This is a genomic window from Haloferax prahovense DSM 18310 (assembly GCF_000336815.1).
GTDB lineage: Archaea > Halobacteriota > Halobacteria > Halobacteriales > Haloferacaceae > Haloferax > Haloferax prahovense.
The window spans coordinates 91,135-114,424 of the sequence record NZ_AOLG01000009.1 but is presented as its reverse complement, the minus strand read 5'-3'; the positions used below and the strand labels follow the sequence as shown (position 1 = coordinate 114,424).

Sequence of the window (23,290 nt, the reverse complement as noted above, 5' to 3'; positions counted from 1 at the left end):
AGTTCTCGACCGCTCACCGCGACCCCGGACGACGGCGTACCCAGTCGTCAGCGCGGTACTTCTCGTCGACCTTCGCGCGCGCCCGGTCGAGTTCGTCGTCGGTCCACGAACCCTCGTCGGCGTCGGCGAATCCCGAGAGCGATTCGGTGAGCGCCGCGACGAACTCCTCGCGGGAGGCATCGCCGAGTTCGTCGATTCCGACGACGCGCTCGCAGAACGCCTCGGGCGTCACGTCGTGGCCCTCGAACACGTCGAGGTGGGTCTCGGCGTCCACCGAGTAGGTGAGAGAGCCGTGCTGGACGACGGCATCGCGGCGGCGGTACTGGGCGTTGCCCGCGACTTTCCGGCCTGCGGCGACCATGTCGTGGGCGGGGTGGAGCGCCCGCAGGTAGCAGGCAGGATGCCAGATGACGGGCACGTCGTCGTCGACGAAGTCCACGTCCACGCCGACCGCGCGAATCGCGTCGAGAATCGGCTCGCACAGGAGGTGATAGCAGTCCATGAGGTCGCCCGGCAACTCCGATTTCGGCGCGGCGATGGAGTAGGCCACGTCGCCGTGGCGGTCGTGGTAGATGCCGCCGCCGCCGGTCTGCCGGCGGGTCACGTCGATTCCCTCGCGTTCGCAGTAGTCCCAATCGACGGTCTCGGGGTCCTGTCCGTAGCCGAGCGAGAGGCAACTCGGCTCCCACGAGTAGACGCGGACAGTCCGAGGGCCGCCCGCGGCGGCCGTCTCGCCCGCGACCTCGTCGAGCGCCATCTGCATCGGCCCCGGTCGGACCTCCTCGCGAATCACACGCCACTCGCGGTCGGCAATCGACCCCTGCGAGTCGTTCATACGTCGGCTTCGTCCATGCGGGAGAAAGCGATTTCGACGCTCGGTCGCGAGCCATCCGGTCTCGCCGCGACGGCCACAAGCCGGCGACCGACCGCCGACGCGGCCGACACGAGCGATTCGATTAAACCGCGCCGCGGCGAGGTGTGACCATGAAGTTCAACCGCGTCGCTCTCGCCGCGACTGACCCCATCTCGCTGTGTGAGTTCTACGTCGAGACGCTCGGGTTCGCGCCGGTCACCGGGTCACAACGCTCTGCGACCGCCGGAGAGACGACCCTGTGGTTCGAACTCGGCGACACCGACCCCGGCCACCTCGCCTTCACCGTCTCCGCCGCGGTCGACTCCGTGGTCGCGTGGTTAGACGAGCGCGCAGGCGTTGACGTGCTCGACACCGACGAGGGGCCGAGCGTCCGGTTCGACTTCCTCGGCTGCGACTCCGTCTACTTCGAGGACCCCGAGGGCAACGTCATCGAGTACGTCTGCTACGACGGCGACGCCACGGGCGAGTTCGACCCGGCGACCGACCTCCGCGGCGCGACCGAGGTCGGGATGGCGGTCCCGAACGTCGAGGAGTTCGTGGCGTCGATGACCGAGGCCCTCGGCATCGAGCCGCTGGAGTCGTTCGAGGGCGGTGACCTCGTGTTCGTCGGCGGCCGAGACGCCCGCTTCGTCGTCTCGCCGGTCGGCCGCGCGTGGTATCCGACCGACAGCGAGGCGACGGTTGGCCCGGTCTCTGCGCAGTGCGACGCCGACGGCGTCTTCGACCCCGAGGGACTTCCGTACCGTGTCAACGTCGAGTGACAACTCGTTTCAGAGAAGCGTTATTACACTCACGAGAGTCAACGAACCGTGAACGTCTCTCGTCTCGTCGGCGCGGGGTCGCTCAGCCTCACCGGGCTGGCCCTGTTCGCCATCGTCTCAACCAGCGTCGCCTCGGTCGCATCCGACCTCGCGGGGCTCGTCGTCGCGGCCTTCGGCCTCATCATCTCGGTGCTCTTCGTCGCCGTCGGCCCCGTCGTCTATCGAAGCGACCTCAAAACCGTCCATGTCGCCCGCGTCGCCGGCTGGAACCTCCTCGGCGTCGTCGTCACCGTGTTCGTCCTCGCGCTCATCGGGAGCTACCAGCAGGCTGCGGGCGGGACGGTCAGCGAACCGCTTTTCAGCGCCGCCGTGGTCGTCGGCGTGAGCGCCGTCGCGCACGTCCTCATCGGCCTCAACGACGTGCGCCGGATTCGGACCCGCGAGCTATCGGAGCAGTACAAGCGGTCGGCAGTCATCAACCGACTCGTCCGCCACAATCTCCGGCACACCGCGCAGTTGCTCCTCGGCTGGGGCGACCAACTCGCGACCGACGGCGGCGACGACGAGATCGTCCACATCGGCGAGCGCCTGAAAGCGACCGGTGACGACCTCGGAACGATGAGCGACCAGGTCAAGACCGTCACCCAACTCGTCGACAGCGAACCCGAGGGCGAGACGGTCGACCTCCGCGCGCTCCTCGAATCGCTCGTCGACGACCGCTCGGCGGCCAACCCTGAGGCGACCATCACCATCAGCGGCGACGGCCCCGCGGCGGTCGTCAGCGGGAAGAAGCTGAAAATCGCCTTCCGCGAGGTCGTCGAGAACGCGCTCGAACACGCCGGCCCGGCTCCGACGGTCGAAGTCGCGTACGAGCGCGTCGGAAGCGAGGTCGTCGTGCGAATCGCGGACGACGGGCCGGGCATCCCCGACCACCAGCGCGAACTCATCGAGCAGAACGTCGAAGAGAGCGACCTCGCCCACGGCAACGGGCTGGGGCTCTGGCTCTCGAAGTGGATTGTGGAGGCCTACGGCGGCGAACTCCGCCTCCCGCCGACCGAAGAGGGCGAGGGCGCGGTCGTCGAGTTCCACCTCGACGCGGCCTGAGTCCACAGCCTCGGGGGCGGGAGATAGTGACGTTTCGCGCGGTTTCGTCGATTGAATCGGCAGTGGGCCTGTAACAGTCAGGAGAGCGTTTCTGCAGCCGGGGGGCAGTCAGAGTGGTTATCCGAACTGAGCGAAATCATCTCGTGATGCGCGAGGTCGTTTTCACCATCGAGTACGAGCGAGGGGCCGACTCATTGATGGATGCCTTCATCGAGTACCCCGATTTGTACGCACGATCAATGCAGGTACAAGCGACGAGCGAGGCAGTATGGGGCGTCGAGAAAATCGTCGGCACACCGTCCGCCCTCGGCGAGTACGACAAGCGCCTCGAACCGGCTGCCCGGGATTCGAGTTTGGTCGGCATGTGCGGCGCACCGGTCACCGAGTACAGGTGCCAGATTCTCTCGTCGAACCCGGAATCACGGAAAATCTACTCGCTCCGGCGGGAAGGCGACGGCCCACGGTCACTCCCGATCGCCGCCGCGAACCACCTCGGTGAAGGAGTGATAATGCGGTCGGAACGCCACGGCGACCAGTTCCACTGGCACCTCCTCGTCGACGGCTCGCTCGGAGCCTTACACGACGACATTCGAGCGAATCTCCGCGACGGACTTTCGCTGACGGTCGAACGACTCGGCGAACCTCCCTGCCTGCTCGAAGATGGACGGACACAACACGACCTTACGACAGCACAAAAGACAGCACTGGAAGCCGCGCTCACTCACGGCTACTACGAAGAACCCCGAGAGGCCTCGGTTAGCGAGATCGCCGAGGAGATCGGCGTGCCGAGTTCCACGCTCCAGTACCGACTCAACCGGGCCGAGGCGTGGCTTGCCGAACAGTTCGCCGCCGACTCGATGACCGTCGATATCGACACGTCCCTCGACCTCGGAGACGTTGAATTCATCGAGTAGTTGCCACCACGCTCGAATCGAGGGAGTTGGAATATTTCAGAATAAATCGTAACCAGCCAACTCCCCAAGCAAGGAGTGCATGACAAGCGACTCTGAGATTAGCGTACGACTCGTGCGAAACGCGACGGTACTTGCGACGGTCGGTGACACCACGTTCCTCGTTGACCCCATGTTCACGCCGCAGGGCGAGATGCCGACGGTGACGGACAGTCCGGGGGTACCTGAGTTCCTCACGACGGCGAACCAGAAGCGAAATCCGTTGGTGCCGCTCCCGGACGTCGAGCTTGACTACGACGCCGTGGTCGTTACGCACCGCCACCCCGACCACTGGGACGAGGCAGCCAGAGAGGAACTCGATGCGGACGTGCCGCTGTTCTGCCAGCCAGAGGACGCAGCCGCGTTCAGTGACGAAGGCTTCACCGACGTGCGATCCGTCGAGGATGAGACATCGTTCGGCGGGGTGACGATTCACCGGACACCGGGCCAGCACGGCCACGACGAACTTGCCGAGGGGATGGGTCCTGTCTCCGGATTCGTCTTCGAGGGCGAGAAAGCGCTGTACATCGCCGGGGACACCATCTGGTACGACCCAGTAAAAGGAACGCTCGACCGGTTCGAACCTGAGCTGGTCGTCGTCAACGGTGGGGAAGCACAGTTCGACCAGGGCGAACCAATCACGATGGGCGTCGAGGACGTCGCGGCTGTCCGAGAGGCCACGGGTGCGACCGTGGCAGTTGTCCATATGGAAGCCATCAATCACTGTCTGCTCTCTCGTGAGGAACTGCGAACGGAGACCGAAAACGTCCTCGTCCCCGAAGACGGTGAGCAGATATCCCTCTAGCGTTTCCACGGGGCTACTAACCGTACCGGATAGGTAGGACACCGATACGTAGCAACTTCTCCGTTCAGTTCCGACGCGAGACCCCAACACTCACACCACCCTCCGAAACTGCGTGAGCCGTCTTCCAGATTTTGTATCGTCACACGTGATTTATCGCGGGCGACATTCGCCGACTCGCGGGCCTTTTACGCCTCGCCGACGGACGGACGTGCATGGTACGGAACGTCGCCGGCGTCATGGCCGAACTCGAGCCCGAGGACTTCTACCTCCTCTCGGGCGTCGAGCAGGGCATGCGCTTCAGCGAGTGGGTCAACCGGGAGAAGCTCCCGAAGAACTCGGGGCTGACCGCCGAAGAGGTCGACTACCGCATCGACCGCTGTATGACCCGCGAGCTCATCGAGCGCAAGACCATCCAGTACGAGGGGTACAAGCTCACGGTCGAGGGGTACGACGCGCTCGCCCTCCGGACGTTCGCCCAGCGAGACACCATTCAGGGGTTCGGCGCGCCCCTCGGCGTCGGCAAAGAAAGCGACGTGTTCGAGGTGCAGTCGTTCAAGCCGCTCGCGCTCAAGTTCCACCGCGAGGGGTACACCAACTTCCGCGAGGTGCGCCGCGAGCGCGACTACACCTCCGAGAACCACCACGTCTCGTGGCTCTACACCGCCCGCAAGGCGGCCGAACGCGAGTACGAGGCGCTCGAAACCCTCTTTCCGCAGGTGTCGGTCCCGCGCCCCGTCGACCATAACCGCCACGCGATTATCATGGCGAAACTCGACGGCGTCGAACTCGCCAAGGCGAAACTCGAATCCGAGCAGGTGACGGGTGTCCTCGACCTGATTCTCTCCGAGATGGCCGAGGCCTACGAGGCCGGCTACGTCCACGCCGACATGTCCGAGTACAACGTCGCGGTCGGCGAGCGCGGCATCACGGTCTTCGACTGGCCGCAGGCCGTCCCGACCGACCACGACAACGCCCGCGAACTCCTCGCGCGCGACGCGAAGAACATCGTCGGCTACTTCCGCCGCAAGTACCCCGCCGAGATGCCCGATGAAGTTGATATCGACGCGCTGGCGGCCGCCATCGCCGAAAACGAGTTCGAGAGCGTCACTACCTACGCCTGACGGCCGTTCGCTCGGCCACGCCGGTTTTCAGCGACCCCGCGTTTCACCCGTGACGAGCGTCAGCTACCGGTCTCGTTCGCTGGGAGACCGCTCGATGGGAGAAATAAATCACATACTGCGATATGAAATCCCGAATCCGGCGTCTCAGTCCCGGAAGTCGTCCGGGACCGACCCGATGAGCAAGGAGTCTTCGACGAGCGCATCTGTTCCCCGCCTGATTCGCTCGGAGAGCGACTGGTGAGAGACACCCATCTTGTCGGCCAGTTCGGAGAGCGAGATTCGCCGGGGCACTTCGAAGTAGCCCTCTCGGGCCGCCGTCACGAGCGCCTCGAACTGGCTTTCGGTGAGACCGTACCGTCCGGCCGGTTCGGCGTCCATCTCTCGAATCGACTCGACTTCGAATCTCAGCCCGTGTTCGGCCGCGAAGTCGTGTGTCCGCGCGAAGTCGTCGCGAGCCGGGTAGAGTACGCGGAACTGCCACTCGTCGCCCCAGCCGTACGCGTCGAGAATCGTCGCGTGAGAGTTCGTGATCATCTGCAGGAGCAGGTGAACGTGGTCGACCCACGCCATCCGGTAGAGGAACTCGTCGTCGAACTCCGAGAGACAGGTGACTTCGTCGACCGACGGGTCTTCTCGAAGGGCGTCGTCGATGTCCGAGCGGTCGGCGTGACGAATCCACACCAGAGGCATCACGGTTTGGTCACCGCTCTCGATGATACGCTCGCACTCGATTTCGACGTCCGGGAGCGCGGAGAGCGTGTGACCTAACGCGAATTCTTCGGACGGAATCGCGCCCCGTACGATAGTTGCCATAGCGGTGGGTAGGCGAGCGTGGTACATTTGTCTGCGGGCGGCCATCGCCCGCGGAGGTCCCGAGGCACACGCAAGCCGGCCGGTCACATTGCTTCGGATACTCGTTCAGAACGTGATTGGACGCCAACTGCTCGGCTCGAAGTGGACGAGAACGCTGAGCGCGGTACCCTCGGTCGTCGCGGGAGCCAGCGCGCTGGCGAAGGGGCGAACCAAACAGGGAGCTCTGTTGGTGGCTGGCGGTGTGTTCTCGCTCCGGTGGAGTAGCGCCGGATTCGCGGTGCAACTCGCCGCCGAAGCGGTGAACCGTCGCTAAGTCGGAGTCGGCGTCGGCGAAGCACGCCCCCGAGGTGGGCCGAACCTTGCCAATGCAGGGACCGGTCTCATTGTGTGCGGGAGGAAATCACGACCGCGATGAGAGACACAGTTCACGCCGATGAGACCGGAGCCGGAGACGCTCGCGCTCCGAAGCCGCCGAAACCCGTCGCACACGTACGGGAGGTGAAACGCGGGGGCGCGTGGCCCACCGCCGGACGATGACGCTCTCGGGGCTCGGAGTCGCCGTGCTCACGCCGCTGCAGGGTGGCGGCGGGTTCCTCCACTACGCGGTCGTGTTCCTCGTCTTGGCACTGGTCGCCGGGCTCGCCGGCTTCCGTGGAATCGCGGGGCTCTCGATGAAAGTCGCGCGTATCCTCGTCGTCATCTTCCTCGTGCTGGCTGTCGTCACGTTCCTCCTGTAGGACGACTGAACGCTTTTTCGGACGGCGCGCCCCCGTTAGCGTCGCTCGTCACCCGTCGCCTCGTCGCCGGGATACCAGTCAGCGTCGGCATCGACCCGGTTCGCCAGCACCGCGTTGACGACGACGCCGACGAGCAGGGCCAGCGAGCCGACGTACAGCCACGTCAGGATGAGCAAGACCCCGCCCGCGGCACCGTAGAGTTCGATGCTCTGAGAGACGCCGAAGTAGAGGCGAAGCGCCTGGAGCGACGCCGTCCACCCGAGCGCCGCGAGCGCCGCCCCCGGAACCGGTTCCAGCGGAGAGACGTCGACGCCCGGAAACAGCGCGTACATCGGAACGAACAGCACGGTGAGCAACGCCCATAGGACGACCGGCGCGACGACCGACCACAGCAGTTGTGTCACGCGGAAGGAGACGACGAGACCGGCGGCGGCGATGACGCCGACGCCGACCGCGACCGTCGCCATGACGAGGACGCTGTTGAGGAATCGCCTGAGCGCCGATACCGCTTTCCGCGTGCCGTACACCTCGCTGAAGACGCTGTCCATCCCGCGAAACAGCCGGAGCGAGCTCCAGAGAAAGATACCGAGGGCGAGCACCGCAGCGCGTAATCGCCCGGCAGAGTTCCCACTCACCGCCCTGAGCGTCGATTCGAACTGCGAGAGGTCGACGCCGACGAGCAGTTCGAACGTGGGGAGCAGGGCTTCGACCCGACCGGACGTCGTGACGAGGACGAAAAGCAGGAGCGTCAGCGGGACGAGCGAGTTGAACGCGTAGTACGCGAGACTCGCGGCCGTCACCGTGACGTTCTTCTCGCGGATGACGGCGAGCGTCCGCGCGGCGAGGCGGCGGGCTCCGTCGCGGTCCATGGGCGTCCAACGAGAGACCCACGTAATAGTTCGGTGGCGGGCCTGCGAACGTCCCACATGGCCGCCGATGTGGGCGGTCTCGGAAGAACAGGAACGGACTCGGGGAGGCTACTCGACCGCCGTGAACTCGACGGCGTCGGCCTCGAAGTCTTCGACGAACGCGCCCTGTCCGCCGATGCTGTAGGTCCCCTCGTCCGTCTCGACGACGAAGGCGTTCTCGACCGGGAAGGAGTTGTTCGCGGGTTCGAGGAGGCCCTGTCGGATATCGACCACGCGGCCGTGGAGTTCGGTCGGGCCGTCGGTGTGGACCATCCGCCCGCTGACGCTCACGTCGAGGTCGATGCCCGCGCGGTCGCAGAGCGCCGCTTGGAGGACGGCGTGACGGAAGTTGTGGTACATCGCCGGGAGCGGGTCGGGTTCGGTCGTGTACGCCTCGGCCGCCATCGGCCAGTAGTTCCCGAAGAAAGAGCCGACGATGACCGGGCCGAGGTGCGGTTGGGCGAAGACGATGGCCTGCGACTCGGAGTTCGACCGGGCGACCATCTCACCGGGGGAGATGAGCCCCGCTCGCGAGTCGACGGTGAGCATCGTGGGCATGAGTTCGTGCCAGACGCGCACCAGCGAGGCCACGCCGTCGAGCGCGAGGTCGTCGTGCGGTTCGACCCCGCTGACGACGAGCGAGACGAGCACGCCGCGCTCGCGGGCGGCCCGAAGTTCGTCTTCGACCTCGTCGAGCACGTCGTAGGGGAGCGACAGCGTGATTTCGGACTCGGCGCGGCCGACGAGTTCGCCGATGCGCTTGAGCACCGTCACGCGGGACTTGATGACCTCGAAGCGCTCTTGGTCGCGGGCGGTGGCCGTGTAGCGCTCCTCCAGCGCGGGGCGCATGGACTCGACGCTCTCGGAGAGCGACTCGATGACCTCCATCGGCGGCAGCGGCCGAATCGTGGTCGGCACGACGTGGTCGTTGACCTCCACGAACCCACGCGATTCCAGTTCCTTGCTCACGCTGTAGACGTAGCGCTTGGAGACGCCCGCCGCGTCGGCGATCTGGCTCGCCTTCGCCTCCCCGAGTTCGAGCAGCGTCAGGTACGTGTCGACGACCTTCTCTGAGAGCCCGAACTGCTCGAGGAGGTCGGCGAGTTCCCGGTCGTCCATGCTCGGACTGTCATCGACCATGATACTTAATGGCTCGAATCGCCGGCGGCGCGGAGGACGACTGCGTCGGCGACGGTGACGCGAGCGCCCCCGTCGCCCCCGGCCGCGCCGCCAGCGTCGACTCGCTCGCCCGTCAGGAGGTCGGTCCCCTCGACTTCCGCGCCGAGTTCGACGGTCGTCGGCGCTCCGGCGAAGTTCAGGACGACGACGAGTCGGTCGGTACCGTCGTCGCGGGCGAACGCGACCACGCGGTCGGACTCGACGCCGCCGTTTCCGGCGGGAGCAACGCTGGCGGGGACGGGTTCGACGTCGCCGACGCGGAGCACTTCGTGGGCGTCGCGGAGACGGGAGAGCCGCCGGTGGAACTCCACGAGGTCGGTGTCGGCGTCGTACCAGCGCATCGTCCCGCGCTGGGCTTCGACGCCGGTCTCCTGCCCGTAGTACATCATCGGCGCGCCGGGGAGTGTGAACGTCGCGGCCGCGGCCGCCCGGAGCGCGTCCTCACCGACTTCGCTCCGGTAGCGCTCCTCGTCGTGATTCTCGATGTACCGGAGTTGCACGGCGTCGTCGGGGAAGCCGTGCCAGCGGGCGTCGGCGACGGCGTCGAGGACGGCCGTCGCCGGCTTCTCGCCCGCGCCGACGTCGCGGAGCGCCCCGTACAACGTCGTGTCGTAGTGGGCGTCGAACTCGGTCTCGTGGTACGCGGGGTCCCGCGGGATGGTCTCGTCGAGGAGCAGGAAGTCGGGGTCGTCGGCTTTCACCCGGTCGCGGACCTCCTTCCAGAAGCCGTGGGGGACGCCCCACGCGACGTCGCAGCGGAAGCCGTCGACGACGGCGGCCCACTCGGAAACCACGTCGAGCATCCACGACCGGACCGCGGGCGAGTCGTAGTCGAGGTTCGGGATGCGCGTCCAGTTGAAGTAGTGTTCCGCCGCGCCGGGGCCGCCCCAGTCGACCTCGGAGGGGTCCTCGCGCTCGGGGACGCGGGCGTAGTGGTCCTCGTAGCCGGGGACGCCGGTCGAGTGGAACTGGAACGCCGGGTGGTCCCGCGACGTGTGGTTGATGACGAGGTCGAAGACGACGCGGATGCCGGCGTCGTGACAGCGGTCGACGAGCGCCTCGAAGTCGCCGCGCGTGCCGAGGTCCGAGGCGGTCTCGAAGTAGTCGGTGACGTGGTAGCCGTGGGTCGTGTGGCTCTCCAGTATCGGCGTGAGCCACAGGCAGTCGACGCCGAGCGATTCGAGGTAGGGAACTCGCCGGGCGAGCTCGTCGAACGTCGGGTCGGGCGTCTCGCCGACGAACGACCGGACGAACACCTCGTAGACGGTCGCGTGGTGCGCCCATTCGGGCGCGCCGCCGGGGCGCGAGACGGCGAGGCCAGCGAGGCCGGAACCGGTTTCGTCGCCCGCACCCCCGGGGTTCACGACCAGCGTGTCGAGAACCGAGTGCCGGACGGACGACTCTCCCGACTCGGTCGTCGTCTGAACCGCGACGGCGTGGACGCGGACCGGCTCCGACGAGTCGAACTCGCGGAGCGTTTCGACCGGGACGCGCAGGCTGTCGCCATCGACCTCGCAGTCGCCCGGTTCGAGCGGGTCGCGGCCGTCGAACAAGAACTCGACGGCGAGCGTCGCCGACCCGGCGTCGGGCGCGGGTTCCGCGTCCGCGACGACGACCAGTTCGTCGCTGCCCGCCTGTTCGGCCCGCGTGTCGAGTCGAACCCTCGGGCGGCCCGGTCCGGGGACTTCGACGTCGCCGCGGACCTGCTCCGCGAGGTTATCGTGCGGGGCGAATCCGAACGGGTGTGTGCCCGGCGGGAGCGCCACGTCGAGGGCGTAGTCGTCGCCGACGCGGCGCGGGCGGTCGCGGCCGACGAGGCGGTCGTTGAACGGGCCGATGACGGACACCTCGTCGGGTGACGCGGGTTCGAGGTCGGCCGCGGGGACCGCCATCGTCGCCGGGCGGCGGTCGTCGGGGAAGGCGCGAACGGTCTGTTCGTGGCGGCCGTCGGGCGCGTCGAGTTCGAGACGGTACGTGCCGGGAACGTCGGGGGCGAGGTGGACGACCGGCCCGGAGCCGACCGCGACGGCGCTCTCTTCGGGCGCGTCGAGAACGCGCCAGCGGTACGTTTCGCCGCCGTTCGGGGCTCTCGGGGCAAGTTCGACGGGGCGGCCGATCGTCGTGACTCGCGGCGGACCGGGGTGATGCATACCACCTCTCCGGGGAGGGGGGCCCTTACCGTTTCGAAACGGCATGAAAGTTTGAAGGAACATTACACCAAGATTATTATCTGCGGGGGTCCCACGACTCAGCAATGCAACTACGCGACGCGCTGGCCGACTACAAGCGGCACGCAGACCACCCGACTCGGTTCCCGGGCGAGCGACGGACGACGAGCGGCCTGTTTTCGGGTCTCGAAAGCCGATTAGTCCACGTCGAGACCGACGGCTCGCTCCGCGACTTCGGCTACCCGCTGTCCGGGCTCTGGGGCGTCGAGCGCTCCCGGTTCGGCGTCCGCCCCGTCGGCGACGAGACCGGCGTCCACTGGTTCGACGAGGGCGCGAGCCAGTCGTACGCGGGCGACGGCGCGCTCGTCGTCACCGAACACGAGACGCCCCACGGCGGCGTGACGCAGTACGACCTGGGGGTCGGCGACGGCCACGTCAGCCGGTTCGAGACCGACGCCGACGTGGAGCTCGTCGCCTTCGTCCACTTCCAGCCGGACGGTCGCGACACGCTCGTCGGGCAACTGACCCACGGCGACGCCGTCGAGGCCTACCACGCCGAGGAACACGACTTCCTCGCGTCGTCGCCGGGGTTCGAACACGTCGAGGGGCGCGTGCCCGAGGGCTTCGACGAACTGCTCTCGGAGGGCGAGGTCGAACTGCCGCGACCCCGCACCGACGACTGCTACGAGGAGGGCCAACTGAGCGGCGCGGTCGTCGGGACGGTCCCGTTCGAGGCGGGCGCGGCCGCCGTCGGCCACCTGCTCACCGACGACACCGAGACGGACCGCGAGAACGCGCTGGACCGCGTCCGCGACCTCGTCGCCCGCGACCTCGACGACCTCCGCGAGCGCACCGCAGGACAGGTCGAAGGCGCGGTCCCCGACCACCCCGAATCGGCGGCGATGCACGACGACATTCGCGTGCTCTCGCTGCTTTCGGGCGCACTCGGTCTCCGTATCGCCGGCCCCGACTTCGACCCCTACTACGCCTACTCGGGCGGCTACGGCTACACGTGGTTCCGCGACGACGCCGAAATCTCGACGTTCCTCTTCGAGTCCGACGAGCGGCTCGACCTCGGCCTCGGCGCGTGGCACGAGCGGAGCGCCCGCGCCTACTGCCGCACCCAGCGCGAGGACGGCTCGTGGCCCCACCGCGTCTGGCCCTTCGACGGCTCGCTCGCGCCCGGCTGGGCGAACGCGCGCCTCGAATCCGGCGACGACGCGGACTATCAGGCCGACCAGACCGGGAGCGTCATCGCCTTCCTCGCGGCCTACCACGACCGCTGTGCCGACGACGACCTCCGCGCCGACATCGAAGAGACGCTCGCGAGCGCCCTCGACAGCCTCGACGACACCCTCGGCGACGACGGCCTCCCGGTCGACTGCCAGAACGCGTGGGAGAACATGACCGGCCGGTTCAGCCACACCGCGGCGACGTTTCTCGAAGCCTACGCCGAACTCGCGCTGTCTGACCTCGACTCGGCGCTGACCGACCGCGCCGCAGCGCGCGCCCGGGAGGTGTACGAGGGCATCGACCACCTCTGGAGCGAGGGCCGCGGCTGTTACGCCCTCCGCGTCGCCGACGGCGAACTCGACGACCGCTACGACTCCGCCGCGCTCGCGCTCGCGTCGGCCCACCGGACCTACGACCGACTCGAAACTGTCGACGACGACCGGCTGGACCGGCTCGTCCGCCACGTCGAGTCCGTCTTCGACGGGCTCTGGCACGACCCCGACGACAGCGACGTGAAGGGACTCGTCCGCTTCGAGGGCGACGACTGGCGGATGCGCGAGCAGTCCTCCGAGAAGATTTGGACCGTCTCGACCGCGTGGGGCGCGAACGCCGGCGTCGAACTCGCCGCCCTGCTGGCCGAACACGGCGACGACCGGGCTGAGGAGTTCGCCGACGAGGGCCGGGCACTTCTCGCCCTCGTCCTCCCCGACGGCCCGCTGTGCACCGACGAGGGCTACCTCGCGGAGCAGTTCTTCGACGACGGCACGCCCGACAGCGCGACGCCGCTCGGCTGGCCGCACGCGCTCCGGCTGGCGACGCTGGCGACGCTCCGCGCCGACGACGCCTTCGACGGGGAGTAAGTCGGCGGCGACGCGGCTGTCGAACAGCGCGGGATCGCCGCGAGAAAACAGCGAACTACTTCTTCACGCCTGCTGCGTCGGGGCCGCGCGCCGCTTAGACTCGCGGTAGAGGAGCGACTCGCCGGTCCGCGGGTGGAAGACGTGGAGGTCCGACTCGTCGAAGGTGACGCCGACCGTCTCGCCCGTCTCGGGTTCGATGTCCGAGTCGACGCGGGCGATGAAGTCGGGGCCGATGTCAAGGTGGAGGTAGTTGTCCGAGCCGATGGGCTCGACGACGCCGACGGTCGAGTCGACGACGTTCTCGCCGGACGAGGCCGTCACCACGTCCTCCGGGCGGACGCCGACGCGGAGGTCGGCCGCGTCGGTGGCCTCGCGGAGCGTCGCCGAGAACGACTCGGACAGGCGGTAGGAGAAGGGACCGTCGCCGACGAGGACGAGGCGGTCGCCCTCGCGTTCGACCGACACGTCGAGAAAGTTCATCGAGGGCGAACCGACGAAGCCGCCGACGAACTCGTTGGCGGGGTTCTCGTACACGTCCTTCGGGCGGCCGACCTGCTGGAGCTTTCCGTCGTTGAGGATGACGATTTTGTCGCCCATCGTCATCGCCTCCTCCTGGTCGTGCGTGACGTACAGCGAGGTGATGCCGAGCTCGTTCTGGAGGCGCTGAATCTCGGTCCGCATCGTGGTGCGGAGCTTCGCGTCGAGGTTCGAAAGCGGCTCGTCGAAGAGGAACACGTCGGGTTCGCGGACGATGGCGCGGCCGAGCGCGACCCGCTGTTTCTGCCCGCCGGACAGCTCGTCGGGCTTGTCGTCGAGGAGGTTCTCGATGCCCATCATCGCCGCCGTCTCGCGGACGCGCTCGCGGCGCTCGTCCTTCGAGAGGTCGGTGCTCATCCGCAGGCCGAACGCCATGTTCTGCATGACGGTCTTGTGCGGGTACAGCGCGTAGTTCTGGAACACCATCGCCACGTCGCGCTTGCGGGCGTGCTGGTCCGTGACGTCCTCGCCGCCGATTCGAATCGTGCCGCCGGAGGGCGATTCCAGCCCCGCGACCATGCGGAGCGTCGTCGACTTCCCGCAGCCTGACGGGCCGACGACGGTGATGAACTCGCCGTCCTCGACGTCGAGCGAGAGGTCCTCGACGGCGACGACGCGACCCCGGTCGTACTCCTTGCGAAGCGCTTCGAGCGTGAGACGTGCCATTACTCTCTGTCTAGCCCCATCGTCCATAATCGTTTTCCTATTTTCTGAATTTGTGATGCAATAGTTCGTATTATATTTTATCACTTGTTTTTGGCATTCAGAGGGCCTCTCTACCCGATATGGTGAATCGCACCCGACCACTGGAGTGGCAATTTTCTCCGCGAATGCGGCCGTCATTCCGAACTATTAAATATATGAACACATAGTTCATCATAGATTCGTTATGCCAATGAACCGCCGCACAATCCTGAAGCAACTGGCAGGCACGACGGCCGTCGGCGCACTCGCAGGGTGCGTGGGCGTGTCGGAGACCGATTCGACGCAGACGCCCGAACAGAGCGGTGCGGAGGGCGACGACGGTGGCGAAGAGACCACCGCGGGAGCGGAGACCGAGTCTGCGGGCCCGAGCGGGACGTTCACGCTCTGGCACCAGCGCGCGGAAGCCGAGAAGAAGGCGCTCGAAGCCAACGCCGAGACGTTCACCTCGGAGACGGCCCACACGGCCAACCCCGCCGAAATCGCCGACCTCCGGAAGAAGACGACCTCCGCCATCCCCGCCGGGCAGGGCGCGGGCATGTTCGACTGGGCCCACGACTGGACCGGCGAGTACTACCAGAACGGCTTCCTCTCGGACCAGAGCGACCAGCTGGACGTTGACCTCTCGGTCTACACCCGCCCCGCACAGGAGGCGGTCCAGTTCGACGGCGCGACCGTCGCGCTCCCCTACGCGGCCGAGACCGTCGGCCTCATCTACAACAAGGAGATGGTGGACGAAGCGCCCGAGACCATCGCCGACATGAAAGCCATCATGGAGGAGTACCACGACCCCGAAAACGGGATGTACGGCGTCAGCTACCCGCTGAACGCCTACTTCATGAGCGCGTGGGCGCACGCCTTCGGCGGCTACTACTTCGACGAGTCGAACGTCGAACTCGGCCTGTCGAACGAGGCGACCCTCGACGGGTTCCAGTTCATCCTCGACAACTTCGTCCCGTACCAGCCGAAGGACACGGGCTACGACCCGCAGGCGGCCGTCTTCCTCGAGGGCAACGTGCCCTTCGCCATCAACGGGCCGTGGTTCCTCGGCGACGTTCGCTCCAACGACATCGACGCCGGCATCGCCCGGCTCCCCTCGCCCGAGGGCGACGCCGAGCCCAAGCCGTACACGACGGTCAAGCAGCTCTATTTCACCTCGACGCTGGAGGGCGACGAGGCGACGGCGGCGGCGTCCCGCGCGTTCGCCGAGTGGTACACGACGAACACCGACGTGCTCTCGGCGAACGCCGAGGAGTTCGGCTACATCCCGGTCCACAAGGAACTCGCCACGAGCAGCGACCTCCCCGAGGCCGTCCAGGGCTTCTCGGAGTCCGTCTCGCTCGGCACGCCCATCCCGACGCACCCGAACATGGGCGACGTGTGGGGGCCGCTCGAAGACGCCTTCAACAGCGTGAAAAACGGCGACGCGGAACTCGAACCCGCGTTCACGAAGGCCGAAGAAAACATCCGGTCTAACTGGGAGTAAGGACGATGAGCGTCGTCGACAGCGCCGTCGAGCGCGTCGCGGACAGCCCGGTCGTGAGCAAGGACGACCTGCCCTTGCTGTTGGTACTGCCGGGGCTGTTCGTCTTCCTCGCGTTCATGCTCTTTCCCGTCCTGTACCTGGTGTATCTCTCGTTCACCAACGCGGAGCCGGCCACGCTGTTCCAGGGCAAAGAGCAGTGGGTCGGCCTCGCCAACTACGTGACGGTCCTCTCGGACGGTCAGTTCTGGAATTCGATGGGCGTGACGTGGCTGTTCGTCGCCACGTCGGTCGCGCTCAAGGTGCTCGTCGGCCTCGGCATCGGTCTCGTGGTGACCGGCGAGCGCGTCCGCGGCAAGCGGTTCATGCGCGCGCTCATCATCATCCCCCTCGGCCTGCCGGGCATCTTCACCATCACCATCTGGCGCGGCATCTTCAGTTCGGCCGAGTTCGGCCTCGCCAACCAGTTCCTCCGGATGGCCGGCCTCGACTCCATCGCCTGGCTCTCCGAGCGCTGGATGGCTTTCCTCGCCTACAACGTCACCGAGGCGTGGCTGGCGTACCCATTCATGGTCATCATCACCGTGAGCGCCCTGCAGGACGTTTCCGAGGAGCTCCACGAGGCGGCGATGATAGACGGCGCGGGCTTCTTCGCCCGCTTCCTGCACGTGACGCTTCCCTCTATCAAGCGCCCCGTGCTGTTCGCCTCGATTCTCACGGCCGCGGCGTCGTTCCAGCAGTTCCTCATCCCGTACGTGTTCAATCAGGGCGGGCCGTCGCGGACGAACGAACTGCTCATCGTCTACGGCTACCGCGAGGCGTTCCGCTTCCAGAAGTACGGTGAGGGCGCGGCGATCATGCTCGTCGCCGTGGCCGTCATCGGCGTCTTCATGATGCTGAACGTCAAGAAGGGACAGCTCGCCGACGGGGTGGACGACGCATGAGCGTCATCTCCGACATCGCGGCCGAGCTCGCCGACGACGCGCGGACCGCCGCGATGGCTCCCGTCGAGTCGGTCAAGGACGCCAAGTACACCCTCGAAGGCATCCGCGAGGGGCGCGTCAGCCCCGCGACGGTGCTGAAGACCGCCGGCATCACCCTCGGTGCCGCGGTCGTCGTCGCGCTCCTGTTGTTCCCGCTGTACTGGGTCGCCGTCGGGGCCTTCTCGGGCACCGGCGCGTCGCTGTACTCGTCGAGCGGGATTCGCCTGTGGCCGGCCGACCCGACCATCGAGCCGTTCCTGTGGGTCATCGGCGACCTCATCGTCCCGAGCTACCGCATCAGCCTCGGCCTCGGCGGCTACGAGGTGTTCCTGCAGACGCCCGAACTGACGTTCCTCGACGTGTCGCAGTACGGGGTCACCGAGACCTCCGAGTTCAAACGGTTCTTCGCGAACAGCCTCACCGTGGCGATTCCGACGGTGATACTGGCGATGTGTCTCATCGTCCCCAGCGCGTACGCGCTGTCGCGCCGGCAGTTCATCGGGCGCTCGAAGGTGCTGTACGGCTACGTGCTGTTCACCCAAATCGGCGGCGGGCTTGGCGTCGCGCTCCTCATCGCGCTGTACGCCCTGTTCGTCCAGTTCGGGTTCAACGACAGCAAGCTCGCGCTGTCGGCGTACTACGCCGCCACCGCGGTCCCGTTCAACACGTGGCTGCTGAAGACGTACATGGACGGGATTCCCGTCTCCTACGAGGAGGCCGCGATGATGGACGGCGCGCCGTCGTGGAAAATCGTCACCGAAATCATCCTCCCCCTGTCGAAGGCGGGGCTGGCGACGGTGTTCATCTTCACCTTCCTCACCGGATGGACCGAGTTCGTCGTCGCCCAGACGCTGCTTTCGACGGACAACTACACCCTTCCCGTCGGACTGTACTCGCTCGTCGGCCGGTACTCCATCCCGTGGGCCCGGTTCTCGGCGTTCGCGCTGACGTTCGCCGCTCCGATTATGCTCATCTACCTATTCGCACAGCGCTACATCGAAGGTGGCCTGTCGTTCGGTGGGATGGAAGGCTAAACGCGGCGACTCGCTCGGATTTTTTTCACCGGTCGTCGATTCGGCTGGTACCAACGCGCCGTGAGAGCGACCGGTCTCACAGCCCGCCGCGGAGCTTTCCGGCGACGAGCCTCGGTACCTGTCGAATCACCGTGGGGAACGTCAGTCCGAGTTGTTCCGCCACTTCTCGCATGTCGAAGTACGCGCGGTGTTCGCTGATGTAGTCCCCGTCGAGACGGAGCACCGAGACGACCCGAATGTCAATCGTCCGGCCGGTCGGCGGGAGACCGTCGAGGGGGCCGTCGTGCGTTCCCGTCAACCGGGCTTCGTACATCACGACGCCGTCGCCGGCGAGCAGTTCGAGGACCGTAATCTCGAAATCTGGATAGCCGGTCGTCACTCCCTCGACGAACTGTCGGAGACCGTCGCGCCCGTGGACCTCGCGCTTCGGTCCGGGAATTCCCTCCGCCGGGGCGGCCGGGTCGTACATCACGAACGACTCCGAGACCAGCCGCGGAATTGCGGCGTAGTTCCGGGTGTTCCACAGTTCGACGTATGCGTCCGCGAACTCGGTGGCACTCCCGCCGGGGAGCATCGGTCCCGCGTCTATCGTCTCCATCCCCCGCGTATCTGCGTCGGTCATGACCCTTCTCCACCGCGAATATTGATGTGTGGTAGCATATGTGTTCCTGTGAGGGTCGCCACGACGCCTCGACGGTATGGAAGGGCAACAGCTGATTCCCCTTCAACAGCCACGAGAACCGCGTGTGTCACTACCGCATGCCAGTTCCCAATCCGAAGTCCTTAACCCTCCCCTGTTGGTAGTTCCGCCAACTCGCTGGCAATGCGGGCACGCCAGAGGGCACCCGTCACGAACGGGACGAAATGTGGTCTCAGGGGAGTTCCCCGACGGACTGAATCGCAAGCGCCCGCGGTGATATACAATGGCACGAAGCTTCTATTCCCACATCAAGGAAGCGTGGAAGACCCCGAAGGAAGGCAAGCTGGCCGAACTCCAGTGGCAGCGAAAACAGGAGTGGCGCGAGCAGGGCGCTATCGAGCGCATCGAGCGCCCCACCCGCCTCGACAAGGCCCGTGAGCTCGGCTACAAAGCCAAGCAGGGCATCGTCGTGGTCCGCGTCTCCGTCCGCAAGGGCGGCGCGCGCAAACAGCGCCACAAGGCCGGCCGCCGCACGAAGCGCCAGGGCGTCAACCGCATCGGCCGCCGCAAGTCCATCCCGCGCATCGCGGAGGAGCGTGCCTCTCGCAAGCACCCCAACCTGCGCGTGCTGAACTCCTACGGCGTCGGACAGGACGGCTCCCAGAAGTGGCAGGAAGTCATCCTCGTCGACCCCGAGCACCCGGCCATCCAGAACGACGACGACCTCAACTGGATCTGCGACAACACCCACGACGGCCGCGCCTTCCGCGGTCTCACCAACGCGGGCAAGAAGAACCGCGGTCTCCAGAACCGCGGCAAGGGCACGGAGCACATCCGTCCGTCCATCCGCGCCGGCAACGGCCGCGGCAAGTAACGCCCCGCGCACCGCGCCAATCTTCTCTCTTTATCCACCGCCGAGCAGCGGCTTCGTCTCCGTCGGAATCGACGGCCCGTACGCTTATTTCGGTCGGTCAGAACTACTGACGCGACTGCATGGTCAGTATCGAAATCAGCGGGCCGCTGCTCCTCGCCGCCGCGGTCCTCGGGGCGGCGTGGATATACCGGGACGCGAAGCGCCGCGCGATGGACACGGCGGACATGTGGGCCGTCGGGTTCTTCGTCGCGTTCGTCCTCCTGCCGGTGCTCGGCGGTCTCGCCGTCTTCGTCTTCTACCTCCAAAACCGGAACCGGCGGCGGGGGTCGCCCGTCACGGTTCCCGGGGCGTAGATTCGGGCGTCGCTCTGCGAGTCGAGATGAGCCGTCGTGAAAATCCGTCGGCGACTCAGAACGGCGACGTGGGTCCGAGGTCCGCCTCGCCCTCGGACCCGTCTTCGACCGCGCCGTCCCACGCGTCGAAGCCGCCGCGGAGGCTGGACACGTCGGCGTCGACGTTGTCGTCCAGCACCGAGGCGACCTGCTTCGAACTCTTGCCGACGTAACACGAGACGACGACCTCGGCGGGCCACTCGCGGTCGAACACCTCGGGCCCGAGCGTCGCCGCCGGGAGGTTCTCCGAATCGGGGATGTGTCCGGACGCGTACGACGAGGGGTCTCGGATGTCGACGACGGCGATGTCTTCGTCGTCGGCCAGTCTCTCGCGTAGTTCGTCGGGCGTCGTCTCGGCGACCATACCCGACGTGACGGGCGGAGCGTCAAAGGCGCGTCGCTTCCGGCGATGCCGTCGTCGGAGACGGCGGTCTGAGCGTCGAGGAACGGGGCGCGCCCGTGCCGCGGCTTTATTCGGGGTCGACGCCAACCTCGGGATATGACGCTCTCACTCGACGCCACCCAGTTGGACCGCTACTCGCGGCACATCATCATGGACGAGGTCGGCCCGGAGGGCCAAGAGCGACTGCTCTCGGCGCGGGTCGTCGTCGTCGGCGCGGGCGGGTTGGGCGCGCCGGCCATCGAGTACCTCGCGGCGGTCGGCGTCGGCGAACTCGTCGTCGTCGACGACGACGTGGTCGAGCGGAGCAACCTCCAGCGACAGGTCATCCACCGCGACGACGACGTAGGGGTGGCCAAAGCCGAGAGCGCCGCCGCGTTCGTCCGCGGGCTCAACCCCGACGTGTCGGTCGAGCCGGTCGAGGCCCGCGTGGACAAGTCGAACGTCCACGAGGTCGTCGCGAGCGCGGACGTGGTGGTCGACGCCTCGGACAACTTCCCGACGCGCTACCTCCTCAACGACGTCTGTCGCTTCGAGGGAATCCCGCTGGTCCACGGCGCGATATACAAGTTCGAGGGGCAGGCGACGACGCTCGTCCCCGAGGGGCCGTGTTACCGATGTCTGTTCGCCGAAGCGCCCGAACCGGGGACCGTCCCCGACTGCGCGACGACCGGCGTCCTCGGTGTTCTCCCCGGCACGGTCGGCTGTATTCAGGCGACGGAAGCGATGAAAATCCTCCTCGACGAGGGCGAGGTGCTCGACGGCCGGCTCCTGTTTTACGACGCCATGGATATGACGTTCGAGACGGTCCCGTACCGGAAGAACCCGGACTGCCCCGTCTGCGGCGAGGGCGGCGTCGACTCCATCGAGGACATCGATTACGTCGAGAGCTGCGCAATCAGTCTCGACTGAGAAGAGAACTCCAACGCGGCGTCGTCGAACGCCCCGAGTCGGTCGCGCTACCGGTCGAACTGGAACCCGCCGAACTCGTCCGCAGAGCCGCCGTCGGTCGCCGCGCGAATCGAGTCGGCGTCCGCGCCGTCGACCACTTCGTCGAAGTCCATCGCGTCCAGTTCCTCGACCGCCGCCGCGTCGCCGCCGACGAGGGCGTCCACCCGGTCGGCGAGCGCGTCGAGCGCGACCGTCTGGTCGGCCGTCGCGTCGGTGATGTCGGTCGTCGACGCCTCGGCGGCGGTCGCGTGCTCTTGGGCCACCTGAATCGTGGTCGTGACCTCCTCGATGTTCGTCGCCTGCGAGTCGGTCGCGCGGGCGACCTCGGTGACGCCGTTGGCAGCGGAGTCCGCGGCGTCCGCGATTTCGGAGAGCGAGGCGAGCACGTCCTCGATTTCGCCGGAGGCGACCTGAATCTGCTCGTGGGACTGCTCGGAGGCCAGCACCGTCTCGTCGGCCTGCTCTTGAATCTCGGCGATGCTGTCGGCGATTTCCTCCGTGTGCTCGTGGGTCTGGTTCGCGAGCTGTTTGACCTCGTCGGCGACGACCGAGAAGCCCTCGCCCGCTTCGCCCGCGCGGGCGGCCTCGATGTTCGCGTTGAGCGCGAGCAGGTTCGTCCGGTCTGCGACCTCCGCGATGACCTCGACGACCTCCTCGATGACGACCATGCGCTGTTGGAGTTCGGTCACGCTGTCGAGCAGTTCGTCGGAGATGTCGATGACCTGGTCGGTCGCGCTCCGGATGCTCTGGCCGGCCTCCTGCCCGTTTTCGGCGGCCGCGCGGGCCTGGTTCGCCGCCGACGCGACCTCGTCGGAGGTGGCCGCTATCTCCTCCATGCTGGCCGATAGCTCCTGCATCTCCTCGGACCCCGTCGAGAGGAGGTCCGCCTGCTCCGTGACCTGCGACTCGATGTCGGTCGCGGCGGTCGCGGCCCGCTGAATCGCGCCGCCGAGGTCGGCGGTCGTGGCGTCGACTTCGCTGGCGAGGCGGTCGAACCGGGTCGCCATCTCGTTGAGGTCCGAGACGACCGCCAGCGTCTCGTCGTTGAGGACGCCACGGTCGTCCGCGAAGGACGCGCGGGCCGAGAGGTCGCCTGCCGTGAGGCTCCCGATGGTGGTCGAGACCTCGTCGACGAGCGCCTCGGACGCCCGCTGTTTCTCCACGGCGTCGGTCCGGTCGTGGACCGCCTCGACGACGCCGACCAGTTCGTCGCCCTCGAACAGCGGTTGGGCGGTGAAAGCGATGTGGCGGTCCGCGCCGTGTCGGTCGGTCATGGTACTGGTGTCGCGGTAGAGCCGGCTACCCTCGTCGACCACGTCGAGCCCGTGGACCACGTCGGCGCTCCGCGGGTCGTCGAGCACCTTGTCGGCGAGCGTCTTCGCCCGCCGGCCGTCCGGGTAGAACAGTTCGCTCACGTGTTCCGACCCGAGCGCCTCCGCGGCGGGGACGCCCGTGAGCTTCGTAATCGGGTCGTTCCACGAGATGACGTGGCCGTCGGCGTCGAGGACGAACACCGGCATCCCCACGCCGTCGAGCAGAGCACCCGTGTCCAGTCGCTCCGCCGCCAGCGCGACCGTCCCTCGTTCGTCCGCCTGTGCGCCACCGTCGGTCCGCGTCCGAGCCCCGACCCCCGGGACCAGCGCCGCGAGTCGCGAAAGCAGGTCCATACGTCCACCTCACGCGGATTGCCGGTATAACGCTACGCTCTGAATTATCATATCTGAGATTCGACTGGTACAAAAGCGGTATCTCCTGGTGGACCCGGGTGTGGAAAACGGAAC

The 23,290-nt window shown here is 67.0% G+C and carries 22 protein-coding genes; 13 read left to right on the top strand and 9 right to left on the bottom strand.

Annotated elements, in window-relative coordinates; all coding sequences use genetic code 11:
* Window positions 1-13 precede the first annotated feature (13 nt).
* Window positions 14-835, bottom strand: a complete 822-nt coding sequence (locus C457_RS02980; RefSeq protein WP_008091857.1) for a lipoate--protein ligase family protein — start codon at window positions 833-835, stop codon at window positions 14-16.
* 149 nt (window positions 836-984) lie between these two features.
* Here C457_RS02980 and C457_RS02975 point away from each other — a divergent pair, with 149 nt between their 5' ends.
* The 5 genes from C457_RS02975 to C457_RS02955 all read left to right on the top strand — a co-directional run bounded on the left by C457_RS02975 (window position 985) and on the right by C457_RS02955 (window position 5,615).
* Window positions 985-1,635 (top strand): VOC family protein, encoded by a 651-nt coding sequence (locus tag C457_RS02975; protein WP_049913358.1) that lies wholly within the window; start codon window positions 985-987, stop codon window positions 1,633-1,635.
* A gap of 48 nt (window positions 1,636-1,683) precedes the next feature.
* Complete coding sequence (locus C457_RS02970) at window positions 1,684-2,739, top strand: sensor histidine kinase (RefSeq protein ID WP_008091854.1); 1,056 nt, start codon at window positions 1,684-1,686, stop codon at window positions 2,737-2,739.
* A 146-nt stretch (window positions 2,740-2,885) separates the two neighbouring features.
* Window positions 2,886-3,653, top strand: coding sequence for a helix-turn-helix domain-containing protein (locus C457_RS02965; RefSeq protein ID WP_008091852.1), 768 nt, complete (start codon window positions 2,886-2,888; stop codon window positions 3,651-3,653).
* 79 nt (window positions 3,654-3,732) lie between these two features.
* Window positions 3,733-4,494, top strand: a complete 762-nt coding sequence (locus C457_RS02960) for an MBL fold metallo-hydrolase (RefSeq protein ID WP_049913357.1) — start codon at window positions 3,733-3,735, stop codon at window positions 4,492-4,494.
* Window positions 4,495-4,706: 212 nt separating this feature from the next.
* On the top strand, window positions 4,707-5,615 hold the full coding sequence (locus C457_RS02955) for a serine/threonine-protein kinase RIO2 (protein ID WP_008091848.1): 909 nt from the start codon (window positions 4,707-4,709) through the stop codon (window positions 5,613-5,615).
* 144 nt (window positions 5,616-5,759) lie between these two features.
* Here C457_RS02955 and C457_RS02950 read toward each other — a convergent pair whose 3' ends face one another.
* Window positions 5,760-6,428, bottom strand: coding sequence for a helix-turn-helix domain-containing protein (locus C457_RS02950; RefSeq protein WP_008091846.1), 669 nt, complete (start codon window positions 6,426-6,428; stop codon window positions 5,760-5,762).
* Window positions 6,429-6,961: 533 nt separating this feature from the next.
* On the opposite strand from C457_RS02950, the gene C457_RS02945 reads away from it, so the two are divergent.
* Window positions 6,962-7,165 (top strand): DUF1328 domain-containing protein, encoded by a 204-nt coding sequence (locus C457_RS02945; protein WP_008091844.1) that lies wholly within the window; start codon window positions 6,962-6,964, stop codon window positions 7,163-7,165.
* A gap of 35 nt (window positions 7,166-7,200) precedes the next feature.
* Here C457_RS02945 and C457_RS02940 read toward each other — a convergent pair whose 3' ends face one another.
* From C457_RS02940 to C457_RS02930, 3 genes are all read right to left on the bottom strand, one after another.
* Window positions 7,201-8,034: a YihY/virulence factor BrkB family protein gene (locus C457_RS02940; RefSeq protein ID WP_008091842.1), complete on the bottom strand. Its 834-nt coding sequence runs from the start codon at window positions 8,032-8,034 to the stop codon at window positions 7,201-7,203.
* A 108-nt stretch (window positions 8,035-8,142) separates the two neighbouring features.
* Window positions 8,143-9,213 carry a TrmB family transcriptional regulator gene (locus C457_RS02935; protein WP_008091840.1) on the bottom strand — a complete coding sequence of 357 codons (1,071 nt, stop codon included), beginning with the start codon at window positions 9,211-9,213 and terminating at the stop codon, window positions 8,143-8,145.
* Window positions 9,214-9,218: 5 nt separating this feature from the next.
* A complete protein-coding gene (locus C457_RS02930; protein ID WP_008091839.1) occupies window positions 9,219-11,402 on the bottom strand; it encodes an alpha-amylase family glycosyl hydrolase in 2,184 nt (727 codons plus the stop codon).
* Window positions 11,403-11,506: 104 nt separating this feature from the next.
* On the opposite strand from C457_RS02930, the gene C457_RS02925 reads away from it, so the two are divergent.
* Window positions 11,507-13,513 (top strand): hypothetical protein, encoded by a 2,007-nt coding sequence (locus C457_RS02925; protein ID WP_008091837.1) that lies wholly within the window; start codon window positions 11,507-11,509, stop codon window positions 13,511-13,513.
* A 63-nt stretch (window positions 13,514-13,576) separates the two neighbouring features.
* On the opposite strand, the gene C457_RS02920 is transcribed toward C457_RS02925, so the two are convergent.
* A complete protein-coding gene (locus tag C457_RS02920; RefSeq protein WP_008091835.1) occupies window positions 13,577-14,716 on the bottom strand; it encodes an ABC transporter ATP-binding protein in 1,140 nt (379 codons plus the stop codon).
* A 229-nt stretch (window positions 14,717-14,945) separates the two neighbouring features.
* Here C457_RS02920 and C457_RS02915 point away from each other — a divergent pair, with 229 nt between their 5' ends.
* From C457_RS02915 to C457_RS02905, 3 genes are read left to right on the top strand one after another with little or no spacing between them, the layout of a single operon-like run.
* Window positions 14,946-16,238: a substrate-binding domain-containing protein gene (locus tag C457_RS02915; RefSeq protein WP_008091833.1), complete on the top strand. Its 1,293-nt coding sequence runs from the start codon at window positions 14,946-14,948 to the stop codon at window positions 16,236-16,238.
* A 5-nt stretch (window positions 16,239-16,243) separates the two neighbouring features.
* Window positions 16,244-17,179: a carbohydrate ABC transporter permease gene (locus tag C457_RS02910; RefSeq protein ID WP_004044370.1), complete on the top strand. Its 936-nt coding sequence runs from the start codon at window positions 16,244-16,246 to the stop codon at window positions 17,177-17,179.
* The gene (locus C457_RS02905) at window positions 17,176-18,252 is read left to right on the top strand and encodes a sugar ABC transporter permease (RefSeq protein WP_008091825.1); all 1,077 of its coding nucleotides are present in this window, start codon (window positions 17,176-17,178) and stop codon (window positions 18,250-18,252) included. Before C457_RS02910 ends, C457_RS02905 begins: the two co-directional genes overlap by 4 nt.
* Before the next feature lie 76 nt (window positions 18,253-18,328).
* Here C457_RS02905 and C457_RS02900 read toward each other — a convergent pair whose 3' ends face one another.
* On the bottom strand, window positions 18,329-18,874 hold the full coding sequence (locus tag C457_RS02900; RefSeq protein ID WP_239640732.1) for an ester cyclase: 546 nt from the start codon (window positions 18,872-18,874) through the stop codon (window positions 18,329-18,331).
* A 301-nt stretch (window positions 18,875-19,175) separates the two neighbouring features.
* Between C457_RS02900 and C457_RS02895 the strand changes: the two genes are divergently transcribed.
* On the top strand, window positions 19,176-19,766 hold the full coding sequence (locus tag C457_RS02895; RefSeq protein WP_004973253.1) for a 50S ribosomal protein L15e: 591 nt from the start codon (window positions 19,176-19,178) through the stop codon (window positions 19,764-19,766).
* A gap of 119 nt (window positions 19,767-19,885) precedes the next feature.
* Complete coding sequence (locus C457_RS02890) at window positions 19,886-20,119, top strand: hypothetical protein (protein ID WP_008091821.1); 234 nt, start codon at window positions 19,886-19,888, stop codon at window positions 20,117-20,119.
* 55 nt (window positions 20,120-20,174) lie between these two features.
* On the opposite strand, the gene C457_RS02885 is transcribed toward C457_RS02890, so the two are convergent.
* Complete coding sequence (locus C457_RS02885) at window positions 20,175-20,522, bottom strand: rhodanese-like domain-containing protein (protein ID WP_008091819.1); 348 nt, start codon at window positions 20,520-20,522, stop codon at window positions 20,175-20,177.
* 135 nt (window positions 20,523-20,657) lie between these two features.
* Between C457_RS02885 and ubaA the strand changes: the two genes are divergently transcribed.
* Window positions 20,658-21,470, top strand: coding sequence for an SAMP-activating enzyme E1 (gene ubaA / locus C457_RS02880; RefSeq protein WP_008091818.1), 813 nt, complete (start codon window positions 20,658-20,660; stop codon window positions 21,468-21,470).
* Between the two features lie 47 nt (window positions 21,471-21,517).
* Here ubaA and C457_RS02875 read toward each other — a convergent pair whose 3' ends face one another.
* Complete coding sequence (locus C457_RS02875; RefSeq protein ID WP_008091816.1) at window positions 21,518-23,176, bottom strand: methyl-accepting chemotaxis protein; 1,659 nt, start codon at window positions 23,174-23,176, stop codon at window positions 21,518-21,520.
* Window positions 23,177-23,290: the final 114 nt, after the last annotated feature.

Coding starts and splice junctions, on each gene's coding strand:
- C457_RS02980 (WP_008091857.1), bottom strand. CDS start 835: ATGAACGACTCGCAGGGGTCGATTGCCGACCGCGAGTGGCGTGTGATT.
- C457_RS02975 (WP_049913358.1), top strand. CDS start 985: ATGAAGTTCAACCGCGTCGCTCTCGCCGCGACTGACCCCATCTCGCTG.
- C457_RS02965 (WP_008091852.1), top strand. CDS start 2,886: ATGCGCGAGGTCGTTTTCACCATCGAGTACGAGCGAGGGGCCGACTCA.
- C457_RS02960 (WP_049913357.1), top strand. CDS start 3,733: ATGACAAGCGACTCTGAGATTAGCGTACGACTCGTGCGAAACGCGACG.
- C457_RS02955 (WP_008091848.1), top strand. CDS start 4,707: ATGGTACGGAACGTCGCCGGCGTCATGGCCGAACTCGAGCCCGAGGAC.
- C457_RS02950 (WP_008091846.1), bottom strand. CDS start 6,428: ATGGCAACTATCGTACGGGGCGCGATTCCGTCCGAAGAATTCGCGTTA.
- C457_RS02945 (WP_008091844.1), top strand. CDS start 6,962: ATGACGCTCTCGGGGCTCGGAGTCGCCGTGCTCACGCCGCTGCAGGGT.
- C457_RS02940 (WP_008091842.1), bottom strand. CDS start 8,034: ATGGACCGCGACGGAGCCCGCCGCCTCGCCGCGCGGACGCTCGCCGTC.
- C457_RS02935 (WP_008091840.1), bottom strand. CDS start 9,213: ATGGTCGATGACAGTCCGAGCATGGACGACCGGGAACTCGCCGACCTC.
- C457_RS02930 (WP_008091839.1), bottom strand. CDS start 11,402: ATGCATCACCCCGGTCCGCCGCGAGTCACGACGATCGGCCGCCCCGTC.
- C457_RS02925 (WP_008091837.1), top strand. CDS start 11,507: ATGCAACTACGCGACGCGCTGGCCGACTACAAGCGGCACGCAGACCAC.
- C457_RS02920 (WP_008091835.1), bottom strand. CDS start 14,716: ATGGCACGTCTCACGCTCGAAGCGCTTCGCAAGGAGTACGACCGGGGT.
- C457_RS02915 (WP_008091833.1), top strand. CDS start 14,946: ATGAACCGCCGCACAATCCTGAAGCAACTGGCAGGCACGACGGCCGTC.
- C457_RS02910 (WP_004044370.1), top strand. CDS start 16,244: ATGAGCGTCGTCGACAGCGCCGTCGAGCGCGTCGCGGACAGCCCGGTC.
- C457_RS02905 (WP_008091825.1), top strand. CDS start 17,176: ATGAGCGTCATCTCCGACATCGCGGCCGAGCTCGCCGACGACGCGCGG.
- C457_RS02900 (WP_239640732.1), bottom strand. CDS start 18,874: ATGACCGACGCAGATACGCGGGGGATGGAGACGATAGACGCGGGACCG.
- C457_RS02895 (WP_004973253.1), top strand. CDS start 19,176: ATGGCACGAAGCTTCTATTCCCACATCAAGGAAGCGTGGAAGACCCCG.
- C457_RS02890 (WP_008091821.1), top strand. CDS start 19,886: ATGGTCAGTATCGAAATCAGCGGGCCGCTGCTCCTCGCCGCCGCGGTC.
- C457_RS02885 (WP_008091819.1), bottom strand. CDS start 20,522: ATGGTCGCCGAGACGACGCCCGACGAACTACGCGAGAGACTGGCCGAC.
- ubaA (WP_008091818.1), top strand. CDS start 20,658: ATGACGCTCTCACTCGACGCCACCCAGTTGGACCGCTACTCGCGGCAC.
- C457_RS02875 (WP_008091816.1), bottom strand. CDS start 23,176: ATGGACCTGCTTTCGCGACTCGCGGCGCTGGTCCCGGGGGTCGGGGCT.